Annotated in this window: 13 protein-coding genes; 2 read left to right on the forward strand and 11 right to left on the reverse strand. The window is 72.0% G+C overall.

Annotation, left to right across the window (positions count from 1 at the left end):
- Positions 1-153: 153 nt before the first annotated feature.
- The 5 genes from MCBMB27_RS18320 to MCBMB27_RS18340 form a co-directional block, all read right to left on the reverse strand.
- The gene (locus tag MCBMB27_RS18320) at positions 154-1,881 is read right to left on the reverse strand and encodes a hybrid sensor histidine kinase/response regulator (RefSeq protein WP_043759565.1); all 1,728 of its coding nucleotides are present in this window, start codon (positions 1,879-1,881) and stop codon (positions 154-156) included.
- A complete protein-coding gene (locus MCBMB27_RS18325) occupies positions 1,878-2,339 on the reverse strand; it encodes a response regulator (RefSeq protein ID WP_043353847.1) in 462 nt (153 codons plus the stop codon). Before MCBMB27_RS18325 ends, MCBMB27_RS18320 begins: the two co-directional genes overlap by 4 nt.
- A gap of 1 nt (position 2,340) precedes the next feature.
- On the reverse strand, positions 2,341-4,596 hold the full coding sequence (locus MCBMB27_RS18330; protein ID WP_043353849.1) for an ATP-binding protein: 2,256 nt from the start codon (positions 4,594-4,596) through the stop codon (positions 2,341-2,343).
- A gap of 213 nt (positions 4,597-4,809) precedes the next feature.
- Complete coding sequence (locus tag MCBMB27_RS18335) at positions 4,810-5,739, reverse strand: AEC family transporter (protein WP_043386138.1); 930 nt, start codon at positions 5,737-5,739, stop codon at positions 4,810-4,812.
- Positions 5,740-5,816: 77 nt separating this feature from the next.
- Positions 5,817-6,395, reverse strand: coding sequence for a peroxidase-related enzyme (locus MCBMB27_RS18340; protein ID WP_043759571.1), 579 nt, complete (start codon positions 6,393-6,395; stop codon positions 5,817-5,819).
- 723 nt (positions 6,396-7,118) lie between these two features.
- Here MCBMB27_RS18340 and MCBMB27_RS29680 point away from each other — a divergent pair.
- Positions 7,119-7,991, forward strand: coding sequence for a lysozyme inhibitor LprI family protein (locus MCBMB27_RS29680; RefSeq protein ID WP_159020347.1), 873 nt, complete (start codon positions 7,119-7,121; stop codon positions 7,989-7,991).
- Between the two features lie 12 nt (positions 7,992-8,003).
- Here MCBMB27_RS29680 and MCBMB27_RS18350 read toward each other — a convergent pair whose 3' ends face one another.
- Positions 8,004-8,963 carry a YiiG family protein gene (locus MCBMB27_RS18350; RefSeq protein ID WP_051044909.1) on the reverse strand — a complete coding sequence of 320 codons (960 nt, stop codon included), beginning with the start codon at positions 8,961-8,963 and terminating at the stop codon, positions 8,004-8,006.
- A gap of 376 nt (positions 8,964-9,339) precedes the next feature.
- On the opposite strand from MCBMB27_RS18350, the gene MCBMB27_RS18355 reads away from it, so the two are divergent.
- Complete coding sequence (locus MCBMB27_RS18355) at positions 9,340-9,936, forward strand: HD domain-containing protein (RefSeq protein WP_043353854.1); 597 nt, start codon at positions 9,340-9,342, stop codon at positions 9,934-9,936.
- 19 nt (positions 9,937-9,955) lie between these two features.
- Here MCBMB27_RS18355 and MCBMB27_RS18360 read toward each other — a convergent pair whose 3' ends face one another.
- The 5 genes from MCBMB27_RS18360 to MCBMB27_RS18380 all read right to left on the reverse strand — a co-directional run bounded on the left by MCBMB27_RS18360 (position 9,956) and on the right by MCBMB27_RS18380 (position 14,697).
- Positions 9,956-11,116, reverse strand: coding sequence for a glutathionylspermidine synthase family protein (locus MCBMB27_RS18360; protein ID WP_075381003.1), 1,161 nt, complete (start codon positions 11,114-11,116; stop codon positions 9,956-9,958).
- Entirely contained in the window at positions 11,116-11,817 is a 702-nt protein-coding gene (locus MCBMB27_RS18365; RefSeq protein WP_075381004.1) for a DUF1190 domain-containing protein, read from the reverse strand. Before MCBMB27_RS18365 ends, MCBMB27_RS18360 begins: the two co-directional genes overlap by 1 nt.
- Positions 11,818-11,824: 7 nt before the next feature.
- On the reverse strand, positions 11,825-12,223 hold the full coding sequence (locus tag MCBMB27_RS18370) for a DUF350 domain-containing protein (RefSeq protein WP_043353858.1): 399 nt from the start codon (positions 12,221-12,223) through the stop codon (positions 11,825-11,827).
- A gap of 220 nt (positions 12,224-12,443) precedes the next feature.
- Positions 12,444-13,340: a TIGR01459 family HAD-type hydrolase gene (locus MCBMB27_RS18375; RefSeq protein ID WP_043759579.1), complete on the reverse strand. Its 897-nt coding sequence runs from the start codon at positions 13,338-13,340 to the stop codon at positions 12,444-12,446.
- 127 nt (positions 13,341-13,467) lie between these two features.
- Entirely contained in the window at positions 13,468-14,697 is a 1,230-nt protein-coding gene (locus tag MCBMB27_RS18380; RefSeq protein ID WP_075381005.1) for an extracellular catalytic domain type 1 short-chain-length polyhydroxyalkanoate depolymerase, read from the reverse strand.
- Positions 14,698-14,707 lie beyond the last annotated feature (10 nt).

The raw sequence follows: 14,707 nt of genomic DNA on the forward strand, positions 1-14,707 counted from the left end.
CGGATCCCCCATCTCGGCCCGGGCGTGGGTGTAGCCGGAGGCCGGCACCACCGGCAGGGCCAGACACCCCGCTCCGGTCGCAGCGCCGGCTGCCGGGGGCTGCCTTTCGCCGGCGCGGGCCGTCCGATGGCCACGGCCCGGGTCGAGGACGCCTCAGGCGCTCCTGTCGCGGCCCGAGATCAGGCGGAGCTGCGCCGGCGGGCGGGCCGCCAGGGCGGCGGCGACCTTGCCCTCGAGCTCGCCGACCCGGAACGGCTTCAGCACGATCGCGTCGCTGCCGACGGCCCCGGCCTTCGTCAGGGCGGTGGTGTCGGCAAAGCCGGTGACGAACAGCACCGGCAGCGTCGGCCAGCGCTTCCGGATCTCCAGAGCCGTCTCGGCTCCGTTCATGCCGGGCATGGCGAAATCCATCACGACGAGGTCGACGCCCGGATCCGCTTCGAGGGCCGCCAGGGCCTGGAGGCCGGAGGCCGCCTCGCGCACCGCGTAGCCGGCCTCGGTCAGGCGGGTCGTCGTCACCTCGCGCACCTCGGCGTCGTCGTCGACCACCAGGAGCCGGGGGCCGCTTCCGGGCGGATGCATCCGCGCGGCCTCGGCCGCGGCGGCATTGCGGGGTGCGTCCCCCTTCGCCTCCGCGGCCCGGGGCAGGTAGACCTTGATCGAGGTGCCCTCGCCGGCGACCGTGTCGATGCGGATGCCGCCGCCGGACTGCTTGACGAAGCCGTAGACCTGGGCGAGCCCGAGACCCGACCCCTTGCCGACCTCCTTGGTGGTGAAGAACGGCTCGAACACCCGGGCCAGCACGTCCGGCGTCATCCCGGTGCCGGTGTCGCTCACCGCCACCATGACGTAGGCGCCGGGCGCCGGCTGTTCGGGCCGCGTCGGCGCCCCGGTGACGCTGACATTGGCGGTCTCGATGGCGAGCCGGCCGCCCACCGCCATCGCGTCGCGGGCGTTGATGGCGAGGTTGAGGATCACGAGCTCGATCTGGGTGGCGTCGACCAGGGCCGGCCACAGATCGGGCTGGAGCGCGGTCTCGATGCGAACCGCGCCGCCGATCGAACTCTGCAGCAGGTCGCGCATCGAGGCGACCGTCTGGTTCAGGCTGACCGGGGTGGGTTCCAGGCGCTGGCGCCGGGAGAAGGCGAGGAGCTGTGCCGTGAGCCGGGCGGCGCGCTCGGCGGCCCCGCGCATCATGTCGAGGCGGCGCTTCGAGCGGGCGTCGGAGACGGCGCGCTCCAGGAACTCGATGTTGCCGGCGATCACCGTGAGCAGGTTGTTGAAGTCGTGCGCGACGCCGCTCGTGAGCTGCCCGACCGCGTCCAGGCGCTGGGCGAGCCGCAGGGCGTCCTCCGCCCGTTCGCGTTCGACGATCTGAGCCTGCAGAGCGTCGTTCGCCGCGGCGAGTTCCCGGGTGCGCTCGGCGATGCGCGCCTCCAGGGTCTCGTTGAGCGCCTGCAGGGCGGCCTCGGCTTCGCGCTTCTCGGCGCGCGCCCGCGCCTCGGCCAGCGCCCGGACGATGGTGCGCGGCATCCGGTCGAGGCGCTGCTTGACGACGTAGTCGGTGGCGCCGTTCTTCAGGGCCTCGACGGCCACGTCCTCGCCCAGCGTGCCCGAGCAGAAGATGAACGGGGTGTCCGGGCATTGCGCCCGGGCGATGCCGAGGGCGCTCACCCCGTCGAAGGTCGGCAGGACGTAGTCCGCCAGGATCAGATCGTACCGGCCGGGCACCGCCGCGCGGGCGAAGGCGTCGCGCGTCATCACCCGCTCGATCTCGACCGGATGCCCGAGCGTCTCCAGCTCGGCCTCGATCAGCTCGGCGTCGAGATCGCTGTCCTCCAGATGCAGGATGCGCAGCGGGCCCGCGGAACGTCCGATCACGCGTTCGATGGCCAGCCTCCCCGGTATGGCGGCGGCTCGTTGAGGAGGGCCCAGAACACCCCGATCTCCTTGATCGCGGCGAAGAACTCCTCGAAGCCCACGGGCTTCACCACGAAGGCGTTCACCCCGAGGTCGTAGGAGCGCACCAGGTCGGTCTCCTCGCGGGACGAGGTCAGCATGACCACGGGCGTCTTGCGGGTGACCGGGTCGCCCTTGATCTTGGCGAGCACCTCCAGGCCGTCGACCTTGGGAAGCTTCAGGTCGAGCAGGACCACGGCGGGATCCTGGGCCTGCCGCTTCTCGTGGGCGCCGCGGCAGTAGATGAAGTCGAGGGCCTCGGCGCCGTCGCGGCAGATGACGATCTCGTTGGCGAGCTGGCTCGATTCGAGGGCCGCGAGGGTCAGCTCGATGTCGTTCGGATTGTCCTCGACCAGGAGGATGGGTTTCAGTCCTGCCATCTCAGTGCGCCTCCTCCCGGATGGGCAGGGTGAAGTAGAATGTGGCGCCCCGGCCGAGCGTTCCCTCGGCCCAGGTCCGCCCGCCGTGGCGCTCGACGATGCGCCGGACGTTGGCGAGACCGATGCCGGTGCCCTCGAACTCCTCGACCCGGTGCAGGCGCTGGAAGACGCCGAACAGCTTGTCGACATAGGCCATGTCGAAGCCGGCGCCGTTGTCCCGGACGTAATAGACCGCCTCCCCGTCCCGGGGCGGCAGGCTGCCCACGGCGATCACCGCCTCCGCGGTGTCGCGGGTGTACTTCACGGCGTTCGACAGCAGGTTCTCGAGGACGAGCCGCAGCATCACCGGATCGGCATAGGCGCGGCCGAGCGGGGCGATCTCCCAGCGGATGGTCCGGTCGGGGGTGACGTCGCGCAGGACCTTGCGGCGGACTTCCTCGACCAGGGCGTTCATGTCGCCCCAGACCTTGTTCAGGGCGTGCCGGCCCATCTGCGAGAAGCTGAGGAGGCTGTCGACCAGGGTTCCGGCCGAGAAGGCCGCCTCGATGATCGTCTCCACGTAGTGCCGGCCCTTGTCGGACAGTTGGGCCCCCTCGCGGGTCTTGAGCAGGTTCGCGTAGCCGACGATGTGGCGGAAGGGCGCGCGCAGGTCGTGGCTGACCGAGTACGAGAAGGCCTCCAGCTCCTTGTTCGTGCGCTGCAGCTCCTCGCTCATGGCGGCGAGTTCCTCCGCCCGGCGCAGCACGATGCCGAGCACCGAGGCGCGCAGGTCCTTGGCGGCCTCCACCTCCGGGTCGGACCAGGGCAGGGAGCGGCCCTTCACGGTTTCCTTCCAGATCTCGAACGACTTGCGCGGGTGCAGCCGGTCCGGGCCGCCGTCCGGATCGGGCTCGACGGCCTTCACGGGATTGCCGCCCCACTTCACCGTCCGCACGACCTCGGGTCTGAACCAGAGGATGTAACTCGCGTATTTCTTCGAGACCGAGACCGCCAGGAGACCGCTCGCCCGCCCGGCGAAGGCCGCGGCCGCCGGAAACGCCTCCGACAGGGCTTCGGAGACGAAGACCTCCTCGGCCTCCTCGCGCGCGGACAGCCACCGGTACAGGCCACGGATCTCGCGCTCGGTCGGCGTGGCCCCGAGCAGCCGGCAGCGGTCCGCCGTCACCACCGCGGCGCCGGTCGCGTCCACCAGGGCCAGGACGTCGTCGGGATGGTTGAGCAGGCCGTCGACGAAGCTGTCCTCCTCGGCCATGAAGCCGAGGAGGCGCGCCTGCACGGCGCCCAGGGCCAGACGCCTCTCGGACTGGGCGCCGCGCTCGCGGGCCGAGAGCTGCAGCGCGAAGATCTGGGTGAGCACGTCGCAGGCGTTGCGCGCCTGGAGGGGCACGCGCTTGGGCGCGCGGTTGTGGCAGGAGATCAGGCCCCAGAGCGCGCCGTCGACGAGGATCGATACCGACATGGACGCCATCGTGCCCATGTTGCGCATGTACTCGACATGGACCGGCGAGACCGAGCGCAGCACCGACTGGCTGAGGTCCAGGGGCCGGCCGGACGGCGTGGTGGCCGGCCGGATCGGCACGGGGACGTAGCCGGCATCGGGGATGATGCGCAGGCGGTTCCGGCGGTAGAGTTCGCGCGCCTGGACGGGGATGTCGGAGGCCGGGAAGCGCAGGTCGAGGTAGGAGGGCAGGACGCCGTTCCCGGCCTCGGCCAGCACCGTCCCGTGCCAGTCGCGGTCGAACCGGTAGACCAGGGCGCGGTCGAGACCGGTGATCTGGCGGATATCCTCGGCGACGAACCGGCAGAGGTCCTCGACGGTTCTGGCGGTGTGCAGGCGTTCGACGAAGGCGCGCAGGCGCGGGGTGAGCAGGTCGACGCCGATGTCGGCGGCGGCCGCGTCGATCTCCTCCAGTTCCACCACCACAAGGTCATCGACCCGGTGGGCCGCCACCTCGTAGGCTTGGCGCCCGCTGCCGGTCTCCAGCGTGACGGTGCGAAGATAGAGGGCCCCGTCCTGGGTCTCCGCCGCCGCCAGATGGTGCCGGACGACGGCCGCAAGGTCGGGCAGAGCCGCGTCGAGGATGGTCCCGACCGCCGCCGCCGCTGGGGCGTTGGCGCTCGCCTGGACGATGGCGAGGGACCGGGCGTCGAGCCCGAGCAGGAATCCGTGCGGCTGGACGCTGCCGACGATATGGATGGGCTCGCGATCGCACGCAGTCACATCAAGACGCTGAGCCGCGCCGCTTCGTAGGTTCAAGCCGGGGTTCGCCTCCTCACCGGGTCGGCCGCAAAACTTAAAGCGTGTTAACAGCCGAACCGTGCCGCTCCTATAGGGCTAAAGGATTGGCACAGGCGGCTTAACCGTCCGCGCGGGAGGCCGGTGCCGGGTGGCCGAAGGGCACGGCGACCGGATCCGCCATGCGCGCGCGACGCCAGGTCGCACGACGGGGCCGGGCGGCGCGCCGGGAGCCTAGAGCGGAACCCAGGCGGCGAGGGCGATCAGGACCAGGGGCATCGCCACCAGGGCCAGCACGGTCTGCGCCGCCGTGATCCCCGCCATCAGGGGGGCGTCCCCGCCGAGCTGCCGGGCCAGGATGTAGGCGGAGGAGGCGGTGGGCAGGACCTGGAAGAGCAGGGCGGTGGTCAGCGCCGGGCCGTGCAGCCCGAGGCACAGGGCCGCCAGAACCGTCGCCGCCGGCATGGCGACGAACTTCATCGTCGAGGCGGCGAGCACGGGCCCCGCCCAGTGCCGGGCGGTGCCGAAGTCGAGCGCCGCGCCGACGCAGAGCAGGCCGAGGGGCAGCGACGCGGCCCCGAGGGCCCGCAGGGCCGGTTCCAGCCCCGGCGGAATACCGAGGCCGAGGCCCTGGACCAGGATTCCGCCGAGCGAGGACACCACCAGCGGGTTGGTGGCCAGTTGCCGGGCGATGCCGCGCGGCGTCAGCCGCACCGTGCCGTGCCGGGCGAAGACCAGCACGCAGAGGATGTTGACGGTGGGCACGATCGCCGCGTTGCAGATGGCCGCCAGCGCGATGCCCTGCGGCCCGAACAATCCGGCGGCCAGCGTCACCCCGACATAGTTGTTGAAGCGGACACTGCCCTGGAACACCGAGGTGAAGGCCGGTCCGTCGAGCCTCAGACACGGCCTCAGGACGATCACGAGGACCGCGACGGCGAGGGTCGACAGGATGAGCGTCAGCGCGAGGGCGCCGACCGGCACGGCCTCGATCCGCGCCGTCGCGAGGCCGTGGAAGAACAGGCTCGGCAGCAGCACGAAGTAGCCCAGCCGCTCGGCCTGCGGCCAGAAGCCCTCGGCCAGGAAACCACGCCGCCGCAGGGCCAGTCCCAGCGCGGTCAGGATCACGATCGGCAACAGGGCGAGCAGCACCGCGCCGGTCACGGGAGAGGGTCCAAGGCGGTGTCGCTTTCAGCTGCGCCGGTCAGGTGCGCCGCGGCGCTGGCGGGACGGCCATGCCGTCAGCCGCGCCCCAGCGTGTAGAATTCCGGGTTGGGCCGCAGGCCGGTCACGTTCGCCAGCCGGTTCGACAGGCCGAAGAAGGCCGCGATGGCGGCGATATCCCAGGCATCCGCGTCGTCGAAGCCGTGCGCCCCGAGCGTTTCGAACGCGGCCTCCCCCACGAGATGCGCGGACTGGCTGACCAGCATGGCGAAATCGAGCATCGCCTTCTGCCGATCGGTGAGGTCGGCCTTGCGGTAGTTGATCGCGACCTGATCGGCGATCAGCGGGTCCTTGGCGCGGATCCGGAGGATCGCACCGTGGGCGATCACGCAGTACTGGCACTGGTTCATGGCCGAGGTCGCCACGACGATCATCTCGCGCTCGGCCTTGGTCAGGTTGCCCGGCTTGTCCATGAGGGCGTCGTGATACGCGAAGAAGGCTCGGAATTCCTCCGGGCGATGGGCGAGCACCAGGAACACGTTCGGGACGAAGCCGGACTTTTCCTGCACCGCCTCGATCCGCGCGCGGATGTCGGCCGGCAGATCCTCCAGGCGGGGGATCGGGAAGCGGCCGATCGGGGCGTGTGCGGCTGACATGGGCGCGCTCCTCGCGGATCGAGCCGGCGCCCGAGGCCGCCGGCCGTCCTGCGCAGGCGATAGACCGAACGGTCTCCTCAGCGCAATCGATCGCGGCCGCGCGCACCGGACCGGCCGCTTCCGATCGAGACCGGGTGAAACGTGGGTCCCGGGATCGGTCTCGCAGGGATGCCGTCGTGCGACGATCGCGGGATGCTGTGCGGCGCTCCCGCTCGTCGGGGCTGCCGGCATGCGTCACCGCGAAGATCCGGCCGACGGCACGATCGCGCGACGCAGCCTTGACCGGGCGGCAGGAAGCGGCAGCCCGTGTCCCTCGATCATCGACAGCTCGTTGAGCGATGCCTTTCTGTTTTGGCAAATAGATTTGTGAACGAACCCGTCCGACAGATCATGGAGAACGATCTCCGGGAATCAATGTCCGGTGGTTTCGCCGCGTGCCCCTGTATCGCGCGCCCGGGTCGGGAGACGACATCCGCCAGGCCGGGCACACGGGTGCGCAGGCGACGCCGACGGCAGCGTTTTCACTCCGCCTCGACCCTGCGCGGGCCTTACGGTCGGCCTCAACTCTGCCCGAAAGCTTTCGTTCGGTCCGCCGACGATCCGGTGACCCGGGCTCCCGGCCCTGGCCCGTTCCGGGATATGGCGGCGCGCTGGAGGGAGGATGTTGTGCTGCGACGGAAGACGCCTCCGCCGAAGCGATCACGGCCGGCAGGCGGCGGATCGATGCCCGGTCCCGCCCGGGCTTCCGGTCAGGCCTCGCCGAGAGCGGCGTTCGCGGAGCGCCCCACCTTCCGGCCGCGGCGATGGCGGGCCGCGTGCCCCGTGCTGGCGCTCGGCTTCGGCCTGAGCGCGGGCGCGTCCGCCGCGCAGGCGGCTCCGGATTGCGCCGGGAGCCGGAGCCGGGTCGAGACGCTGATCTGTGCCGACCCCGCTCTGACGAGGCTGGACGACGAACTCAGGCGCCTGTTCGACAGGATCAGCGGGGAGACCCGGGGGATCGACGGAGAGACCGGCCGGGCGATCGACACATTCGGTGCGGACCACGCACGCTGGCGCACGCGGATCCGCGATGCCTGCCCGGATGCCGCCTGCCTGACGCGGGTCTATACCGCGCGGATCGCGCAGGTCCAGCGCGACTGGAGCGAAGCGCTGTCGGACACACCCGCGCTCCGGCACGTGGTCAATGCCCGTTTCGGCTTCTCCATCGACGTTCCCGCCGACCTCGTCGCGGAGCCGCCGCCCGACAACGGCGACGGGCAGGCCTTCCATTCGGCCGACGGCCATCTGCACCTGACGGTGTCGGGCCTGAACGACGGGCTCGACCAGGATCTCGACGCCGTCGTGGCCGCGGACCGGAAGACCTGCCTGCGGCAACCGCCCGAATACGGGGCGCGCAAGCCCGGCTGGATCGTGTTTTCCTGCACGACCGCCGACGGCATCCTGTACCGGAAGACCCTCCGGGCGGGCGGGCGCGGCGGCGCCTTCGTCACCCTGCGCATCCGCTATCCCGTGGCCGAGCGGGCGCGCCGGCAGGCGGCCGTCACCACGGCCGCGACCTCGCTGCGGCTGACGGAACCGGGCCGGGACAGCCGCTGACGGCGCCCCCGATCACCGCGAGAAGGTCGTGGCCGTCTGCGCGGTCGAGACCATCGTGTTGTAGTCGTTCACGATCCAGGTCACGTCGCGCCCGGCGCCGCGGCGGGCATCCCCCTTGGCCTTGGCGAGCTTGGCGTCGAATTCGCGCAGCTTGCCGAGCAATGCGCGCGGCCGGCTCTCGAACACGTGGAAGGCGTTCGGGTTGGCGGCGCTGTACCCGTCCAGGTCCTTCACGGCGACGGCGTAGCGCCCGAGCGCGGCCTCGAAGGCCGCCATGTCGACGACCGGCTTGGCGTCGGTGGGCAGCAGGTCCATGACCTTGCGCGCCTCGGTCATCACGTTCGCGACGTGCCAGCGCGCCTTGCGGCCCTCCCGCGCCTCGATGGCGGCGAGTTCCAGCGCGTCGCTCTTCTCCTTCTCGACCCGCAGCGCGGCGTCGACCTGGGCGCGCGCCGCCAGGAAGGCCGGCCCCGCGACGGCGAGCTTGGCGTGGAGCGCCTTGCCCTGCTCCATCTTGTCCGCGCGGTAATCCTGCCGCTCGTAATAGCCCTCCGCCTCGGTGATCGTCGGCGCGAGGGCCTGGTAGGCGGCGATGTAGCGCGTCATGGCGCCGTCGAGGTTCGGCATCGCGGGCGGCTGCGCCGTCGCGGCCTCCGCCTTCGCGATCTCGCCGCGGACATCGTAGAGCCCGTAGAGGCCGTAGATGATCCGCTCGCGGCCGGTCGGGCCGGTCTTCATGTTGACCCAGCTCTGATAGCGGCTGAGCGATTCCTGCGCCCGCAGGGTGCGGTTGAGGAGCCCGACATAGGCGTTGAGCTTGCGGATCGTCTCCTGCGCGGGATCGACATCGGGCTTGGACGCCTGACCCGCCGGGGCGGGGGCGGAGGTAGGGGCCTGTGCGCGAGCCGGGGCGGCGGCGAGCAGCGTCGTCAGAACCAGCCACGTGGTCGCTGTCAGGGTCCTCGTTCTCATGGGCGCGGGGGATCCTCCGGATTCGTTCAGCCCGTGTAGCCGGCGCCCGGCGTGAAGACCAGATGCGATAACCGGTGTCATCCGTCCAGTAGAGACCCTGTCACGGACAACGGCATTGCATTGCGCAAAATCGAAGATTGCATGATTGATCATGGATGTGGAGACGATGGTCTCGCCGGACGCGACCGATTCAGCCTTCGGACGCACAGCGCCGCTTGAACCGGGCGGCGCATGCGGATGTCAGGATTTGCGCCGGGGCGGGCCACGACAGGCCGGACGTTGCTCGATATACCGCGCGCGGACGGGCCATCGACGAACCCGGATCGGTGCGGTCCCGTCTCGTCCCGCGGAGGCGGATCGGATAGAGGATCGGACGATGCTCGACGGCCATCCCCGCATCCTGGCTGACCTGCGTGCCCGGCTGGCCGAGCCGCAGCGCGTCTATCACGGCCAGGCGCATATCGACGCGCTCCTGGAGGCGTTTCGCGCCCACCGCGCGACCGTCCGGAATCCCGACGCGGTGGAAGTGGCGATCTGGTTCCACGACGCCGTCTACCAGCCGGGCGCCCCGGACAACGAGCGCCGCAGCGCCGCGCTCCTGCGGGTGCTGCTGGAGGGCGCGGTCCCGGCACCCACGCTGGCGGCGGCCGAGACGATGATCCTGGCGACCGAGCGGCACGCCGTCCCGGACGGTCTCCCGGCCGCGCTCGCCGCGGACGTCGCGCTCTTCCTCGATCTGGACATGGCGATCCTCGGGGCGGCCCGAGCCGCCTATGACGGCTACGCCGCGGGCGTGGCGCGGGAATTCGTCCCGGTCGTGGGCGAGGCCGCCTACCGGCAGGGGCGCGCGGCCTTCCTGCGGGGGGCCCTCGCATCCGGCCGGCCGCTGTTCGTCACCGACCGGGCCCGGGCGGAGCTGGAGGGGCCGGCGCGGTCGAACATGCGGCGGGAACTCGCGGCGCTGGGCCGGTGACCGGCGACCCGGGCCGCGGTCACGGCGCGATGAGGTGCGGGACGAACCGGGCCCGGTCGGTGGTGATGAGGCCGTCCGACTCGCGCAGGCACAGGCCGGCGGGTCGATCGCCGACCATCCAGCTGCCGACCAGCGCGCGGCGGCCCTCGAAATCGGGCAACGCGGCCAGGGCCTGCCGCACGAAGCCTTCGCCGCCATAGGGACCCTCGTCGCGCGCCGCGACGGCGCCGTCGCGCACGATCAGCACGTTGGCGCCCTCGCGCCCGTAGAGGGGCTTCCTCACGAAGCTCCGGCCCAGCGCGGCCTTGGCCGGGTCCTCCTCGAAATAGGTCGGCAGCAGGTTGGGATGGCCCGGCGCCATCGCCCAGAGATGCGCCAGCATCCCCTTGTTGGAGAGCACCGCCTTCCAGGGCGGCTCCAGGAACCGGGTCGATGCCGTGCCGACCGCGCGGCCGAACGGGTCGGCGAACATCCATTCCCACGGGTAGAGCTTGAACAGGCAGCCGATCGGGGCACCGGCCGCGTCCACGAAGCGCCCGTCCTCGGCGAGCCCGATCGCCTCGACCGGCAGGAAGGGGGCGGCGCGGCCGGCCTGGAGCGCGCAATCCTGGAGATAGGCCAGCGTCCCGCGATCCTCCGGCGCGTCGGGGAAGCCCGCGAAAGCGACGCCCTCCGGGGGCGCCACGGCGGCGAAGCGCGCCACCAGCGCCTCGTGCAGGGTGTTGAACTGGTCGGCGCCGGCGGGAAGGCGTCCCCGGGCCAGCCCGTCCTCCAGCCACAGCCACTGGAAGACCGCGCTCTCGTAGAGGGCGGTGGGCGTGTCGGCGTTGTATTCGAGGAGCTTCGCCGGCCCGGTTCCCCCGTAGCTGAAGTCGAAGCGCCCATACAGGCTGGGGTCGCGCCGCTCCCAGCTCGCCCGGATCGCGTCCCAGGCATGCTCGGGGATCCGCAGCGCGGCGAGAATCGCTTCGTCGCGGACCGCCCGGTCCACGAAGGCGAGGCAGAGCTCGTGCAGCGCGGCGCTCGGCGCCTCGATGGCGTCCTCGATCTCGGCGAGGCTGAAGGCGTAGTAGGCGGTCTCATCCCAGTAGGGGGCGCCGTCGAACGTGTGGAAGGCGAAGCCGGCCCGCGCGGCGTGGAGCCGCCAGTCGGGCCGCTCCGGGATCGCCACCCGGCGCATCAGCCGCCTCCGAAACCGCCCGTGCGGCCGCCCGAGCCTCCGGAGAACGCCGTCGCCCGCCCGGTGCCGCCGAAGCCGCCGCGGCTGATCGTGCGCGGGGTCGTGCTCGTGGTGCGGGCGACCGAGGCGGGGACATGGACCCGCGAGACGCCGCCCGCATAGGCGACCCGGCCGCCCGTGCCGGTGCAGTAGCCGCCCCCATGTCCGGCCGTCCCCGCCTCCGCCGCGTCGCGCTCCTCTTCGGGGGCGTGCGGGTAGAGCGGCTGGACCGGCAGGTCCTGCGCGTCCGTCCGCCCCATCAGGAAGGCGGCCATCACCGGCAGGTAGCGGCCGCGCGCGGCCTCCGTGACCGGCCCGCCCGGCGTGCAGCCGCCGGTCCCGTGGTGGCGCTGGCAATCGGCCTCGGTCTCGTAGCGCGGCGCCGTCGCCGCGTAGGCCTCCTGCGCGGTCTTGTAGGCGGCGATGCAGGCCTCGGCGCTGCGCAGCTGCTGGGCGATGCAGGCGCCGAGCGTCCCGTAGACGAGCGCCTCCTCCTCCCGCTGGGACGGATCGAGGCCGCCGAGGGTCAGGGCGGCCGCGCCGGCGCCCGCGACCAGAACCAGCGACACGGCGGCCGAGCGCTTGGAGCGGCGGGCGGCGGCGAAACCGGTTTCGGGCGCGCCGACGGCTGCGGGGGCGGGGGCGGGGGCGGTCTCCGTCACCGGCCGCTCAATAGGTCATCGCGGCGGCGTTCACGACGCCGCCCGCCAGCGAGGCCGCGCCGAGGAGGAGCGCGGCGGCGGCGCGATCCTCCTCGATGCGCCGCGACAGGTCCGGCACCGCAAGGCGCACGAGCCAGTAGATCGCGATCTGGATCACGAGGGCGATCAGGCCCCAGATCAGGCAGTCGAGCAGGGACCGTGCGTTGTAGATCGCCACCGCCAGCGGCAGGGTGAAGCCGAGCAGGCTTCCGCCCAGCGCGATGGCCGCAGCCGTCACGTCCCGGCGGATCAGCGCGACCTCGTTATGCGCGGTGGCAAGGGTGTAGATCAGCAGGTAGAGGCCGATCAGTCCGGTCGCGGTGCCGAGATAGAGCAGGAAGTCCGGCAGTCCGGAGACCAGGGTCACGCAAGACCCGCCGTCTCACCGGCCCCGATCGTCGAAAGCACCGCAGCCGGACAGGTCTCCCGGTCGAATCGCATGACGAGCGAAGCGAATGTCGGGGCTGATTGTTGGACGCGGGATCGATTCACGCCCGCAAATCCACGCAATTTCCCGCGCGGTGTCAAGCTTGTCGCGGATTTCAGAAAGTTGGACTGACGGCAATACGCCGAGGTCCGGAAGGGCGCTACCAGACCAGCCGCTCGATCACCCCGTCCGGATGCACCGCCTGCCGGCCGAGCCACTCGGCCACGTCGCCCAGGCGGTGATGCGCGGCCGTGACGCCGAGTTCCTCCGCGTGGATGCCCCGGGCCACCAGCACGCTGGCGATGCCGAAGCCGCGGGCGCCCGCGATGTCGGTGCGGATCGCGTCGCCGATCGCCAGGACCCGCGCCGGATCCACCGGGGCCCCGGTGAGGGCCGCCCCCTTGGCGAGGGCCGCCTCGTAGACAGGGCGGTGCGGCTTGCCGGCATAGACCACGGGGCCGCCGATCTCCGCATAGGCCGCCGCGAGCAGGCCCGCGCAGGGGATCAGGCGGTTGCCGCTCTCCACGACGAGGTCGGGATTGGCGCAGATCATGGTCAGCCCGCGGGCGGCCAGACGCTCCAGCTCCGGCCGGTAATCGTCCGGGGTCTCGCTGCGGTCGTCGAACAGGCCGGTGCAGACGACGAGGTCGGCCTCCGATTCCGGGACGAGGCTGAGGTCGAGCCCCTGGAAGATGCCGAGGTCGCGCTCCGGTCCGAGATGCCGGATCCGGGCGCCCGGGCGCGCGGCGATCAGGTCGTGGGTGAGGTCGCCCGAGGTCAGGATCGCGTCGTAGGCCTCCCGCGGCACGCCGAACCGGTCGAGGATGCGGCCGACGCCGTCGCCGGGCCGGGGCGCGTTCGAGACGAGGACGACCCGGCGGGGCCGCGCCCCCGGAAGGCCACGGAAGCGGATCAGCGCCTCGCCGGCGGCCTCGTGGGCCTTCTGGCCGTCATGCAGCACGCCCCAGACGTCGCAGAGGATCAGGTCGTACCGGTCGGCGACCTCGGCGAGACCCTGGAGGGTCGGGATCGGCGCGGGGGTGGCGGTCGCGGTCATGGAAGGTCCTGGAAGGTCCTGGATTCAAAAGGTCCGGGACCTTTTGTGGGTGCAGGGCAAAGCCCTGCGATACAGCAGGGCCGCGCCCTGACAACCCGCCAGAGTGCGCGGACCTTGGGGAAACCCCTTACGGGCGCCGGGCCGGTCCCAGCCGGTGCTCGGCGAAGAAGTCGAGCATCGCCCGGGACGCGTCGGGCCCCTCGGGGTCCGTGTAGCTGCCGTCGGGGCGGCCCCCGGACCAGGCATGGCCGGCGCCGCGCACCCGCCAATCCTCGACCACGACCCGGCCCGCCTCGTCCCGGTAGCGGGTGCGGGTGAAGGGGTGGCCGCGGCCCTCGAAGGTCTCGGACCGGGCGATCAGACCGGCGACGTGCGCCTGGGCCAGAACCTGATCGGCGTTGCGCACGCTCACCGTGCCATCGTCCTCGCCGTGGAAGATGATCGTCGGCACGCGGGTGGCCGGGGCCGGGCTGCCGAAAGCCGTGGCGGTGCCGAGGCCCGGGGCGCCGACCTGCATGGCCATCAGCGCCGAGCCGAGATCCCGGGCGCAGCCGGCCGCGAGGCCGGAATGCACGCCGACGGCGGCGAAGAGGTCGGGATAGGCGCGGGCGATGTTCAGGGCAGCGGCGCCCCCCGCCGACAGGCCGGCGATGTAGACCCGGGCTCGGTCGATCGGGTGCTCCGCCATGATGGCGCGGGCGAGGCCCGCGATGATCGCCGGCTCGCCCGTGCCCCGGCCCTGGTCCCGGGGCTCGTACCAGTTCCAGCAGCGCTGGGCATGGGCCTGACGGCTCTGGGCCGGGTAGGCCACGAACACGCCGGCGCGCTCGGCGAGGGTGTTCATGCCGGTGCCGGCGGCGAAATCGTCCGGATTCTGCGTGCAGCCATGCAGCATCACGATCAGCGGCGCGGTCGCGTCCGGATGGCTCGGGATGAACAGCTTGTACTCGCGGGTGCCGGCGGGCTCGGCATGGGTCAGGGCGACGAAGCGGCCCCCGGTCCCGCCCCCCCGGTCGGCGGGCGGCGGAGCGGGGTGCCGCAGCGGGTTGCCCAGGCCCTTCAGCACCGGTGCAAGGCCGCGCACGAGCTGCCCCACCACCTCGCGCATCCGCGTCCCGGATTCCGCTGCGGGAATCTGCGGCACGGCCGACGGATCGGCGTGGTGCGGGGAAGCGTCTGTCGACGCGTGTTCAGCGGGTGCGGCCCTCTGGCCGGCAAGGCTGCGCTGGATCAGGGCGGTCGCCTCCTCGAGCCGGCCGAGGCCGGTCAGACGGGTGGCCTCGATCATGTCGGCGAAGGGCGACAGGCCGGTCTTGTCGTCGCGCTGTCCGTCGCGACTGCCGAAATTCTCGGTCATGCGTGCGCGC

The sequence above is a fragment of the Methylobacterium phyllosphaerae genome, assembly GCF_001936175.1.
GTDB classification, from domain to species: Bacteria; Pseudomonadota; Alphaproteobacteria; order Rhizobiales; family Beijerinckiaceae; genus Methylobacterium; species Methylobacterium fujisawaense.

Bases quoted from the DNA above. Each gene is read 5' to 3' on its own strand.
- MCBMB27_RS18360 (WP_075381003.1), bottom strand. From the start codon at position 11,116: ATGCGCCGGGTGGCGATCCCGGAGCGGCCCGACTGGCGGCTCCACGCC.
- MCBMB27_RS18355 (WP_043353854.1), top strand. From the start codon at position 9,340: ATGCTCGACGGCCATCCCCGCATCCTGGCTGACCTGCGTGCCCGGCTG.
- MCBMB27_RS18325 (WP_043353847.1), bottom strand. From the start codon at position 2,339: ATGGCAGGACTGAAACCCATCCTCCTGGTCGAGGACAATCCGAACGAC.
- MCBMB27_RS18340 (WP_043759571.1), bottom strand. From the start codon at position 6,395: ATGTCAGCCGCACACGCCCCGATCGGCCGCTTCCCGATCCCCCGCCTG.
- MCBMB27_RS18350 (WP_051044909.1), bottom strand. From the start codon at position 8,963: ATGAGAACGAGGACCCTGACAGCGACCACGTGGCTGGTTCTGACGACG.
- MCBMB27_RS18380 (WP_075381005.1), bottom strand. From the start codon at position 14,697: ATGACCGAGAATTTCGGCAGTCGCGACGGACAGCGCGACGACAAGACC.
- MCBMB27_RS29680 (WP_159020347.1), top strand. From the start codon at position 7,119: ATGCCCGGTCCCGCCCGGGCTTCCGGTCAGGCCTCGCCGAGAGCGGCG.
- MCBMB27_RS18375 (WP_043759579.1), bottom strand. From the start codon at position 13,340: ATGACCGCGACCGCCACCCCCGCGCCGATCCCGACCCTCCAGGGTCTC.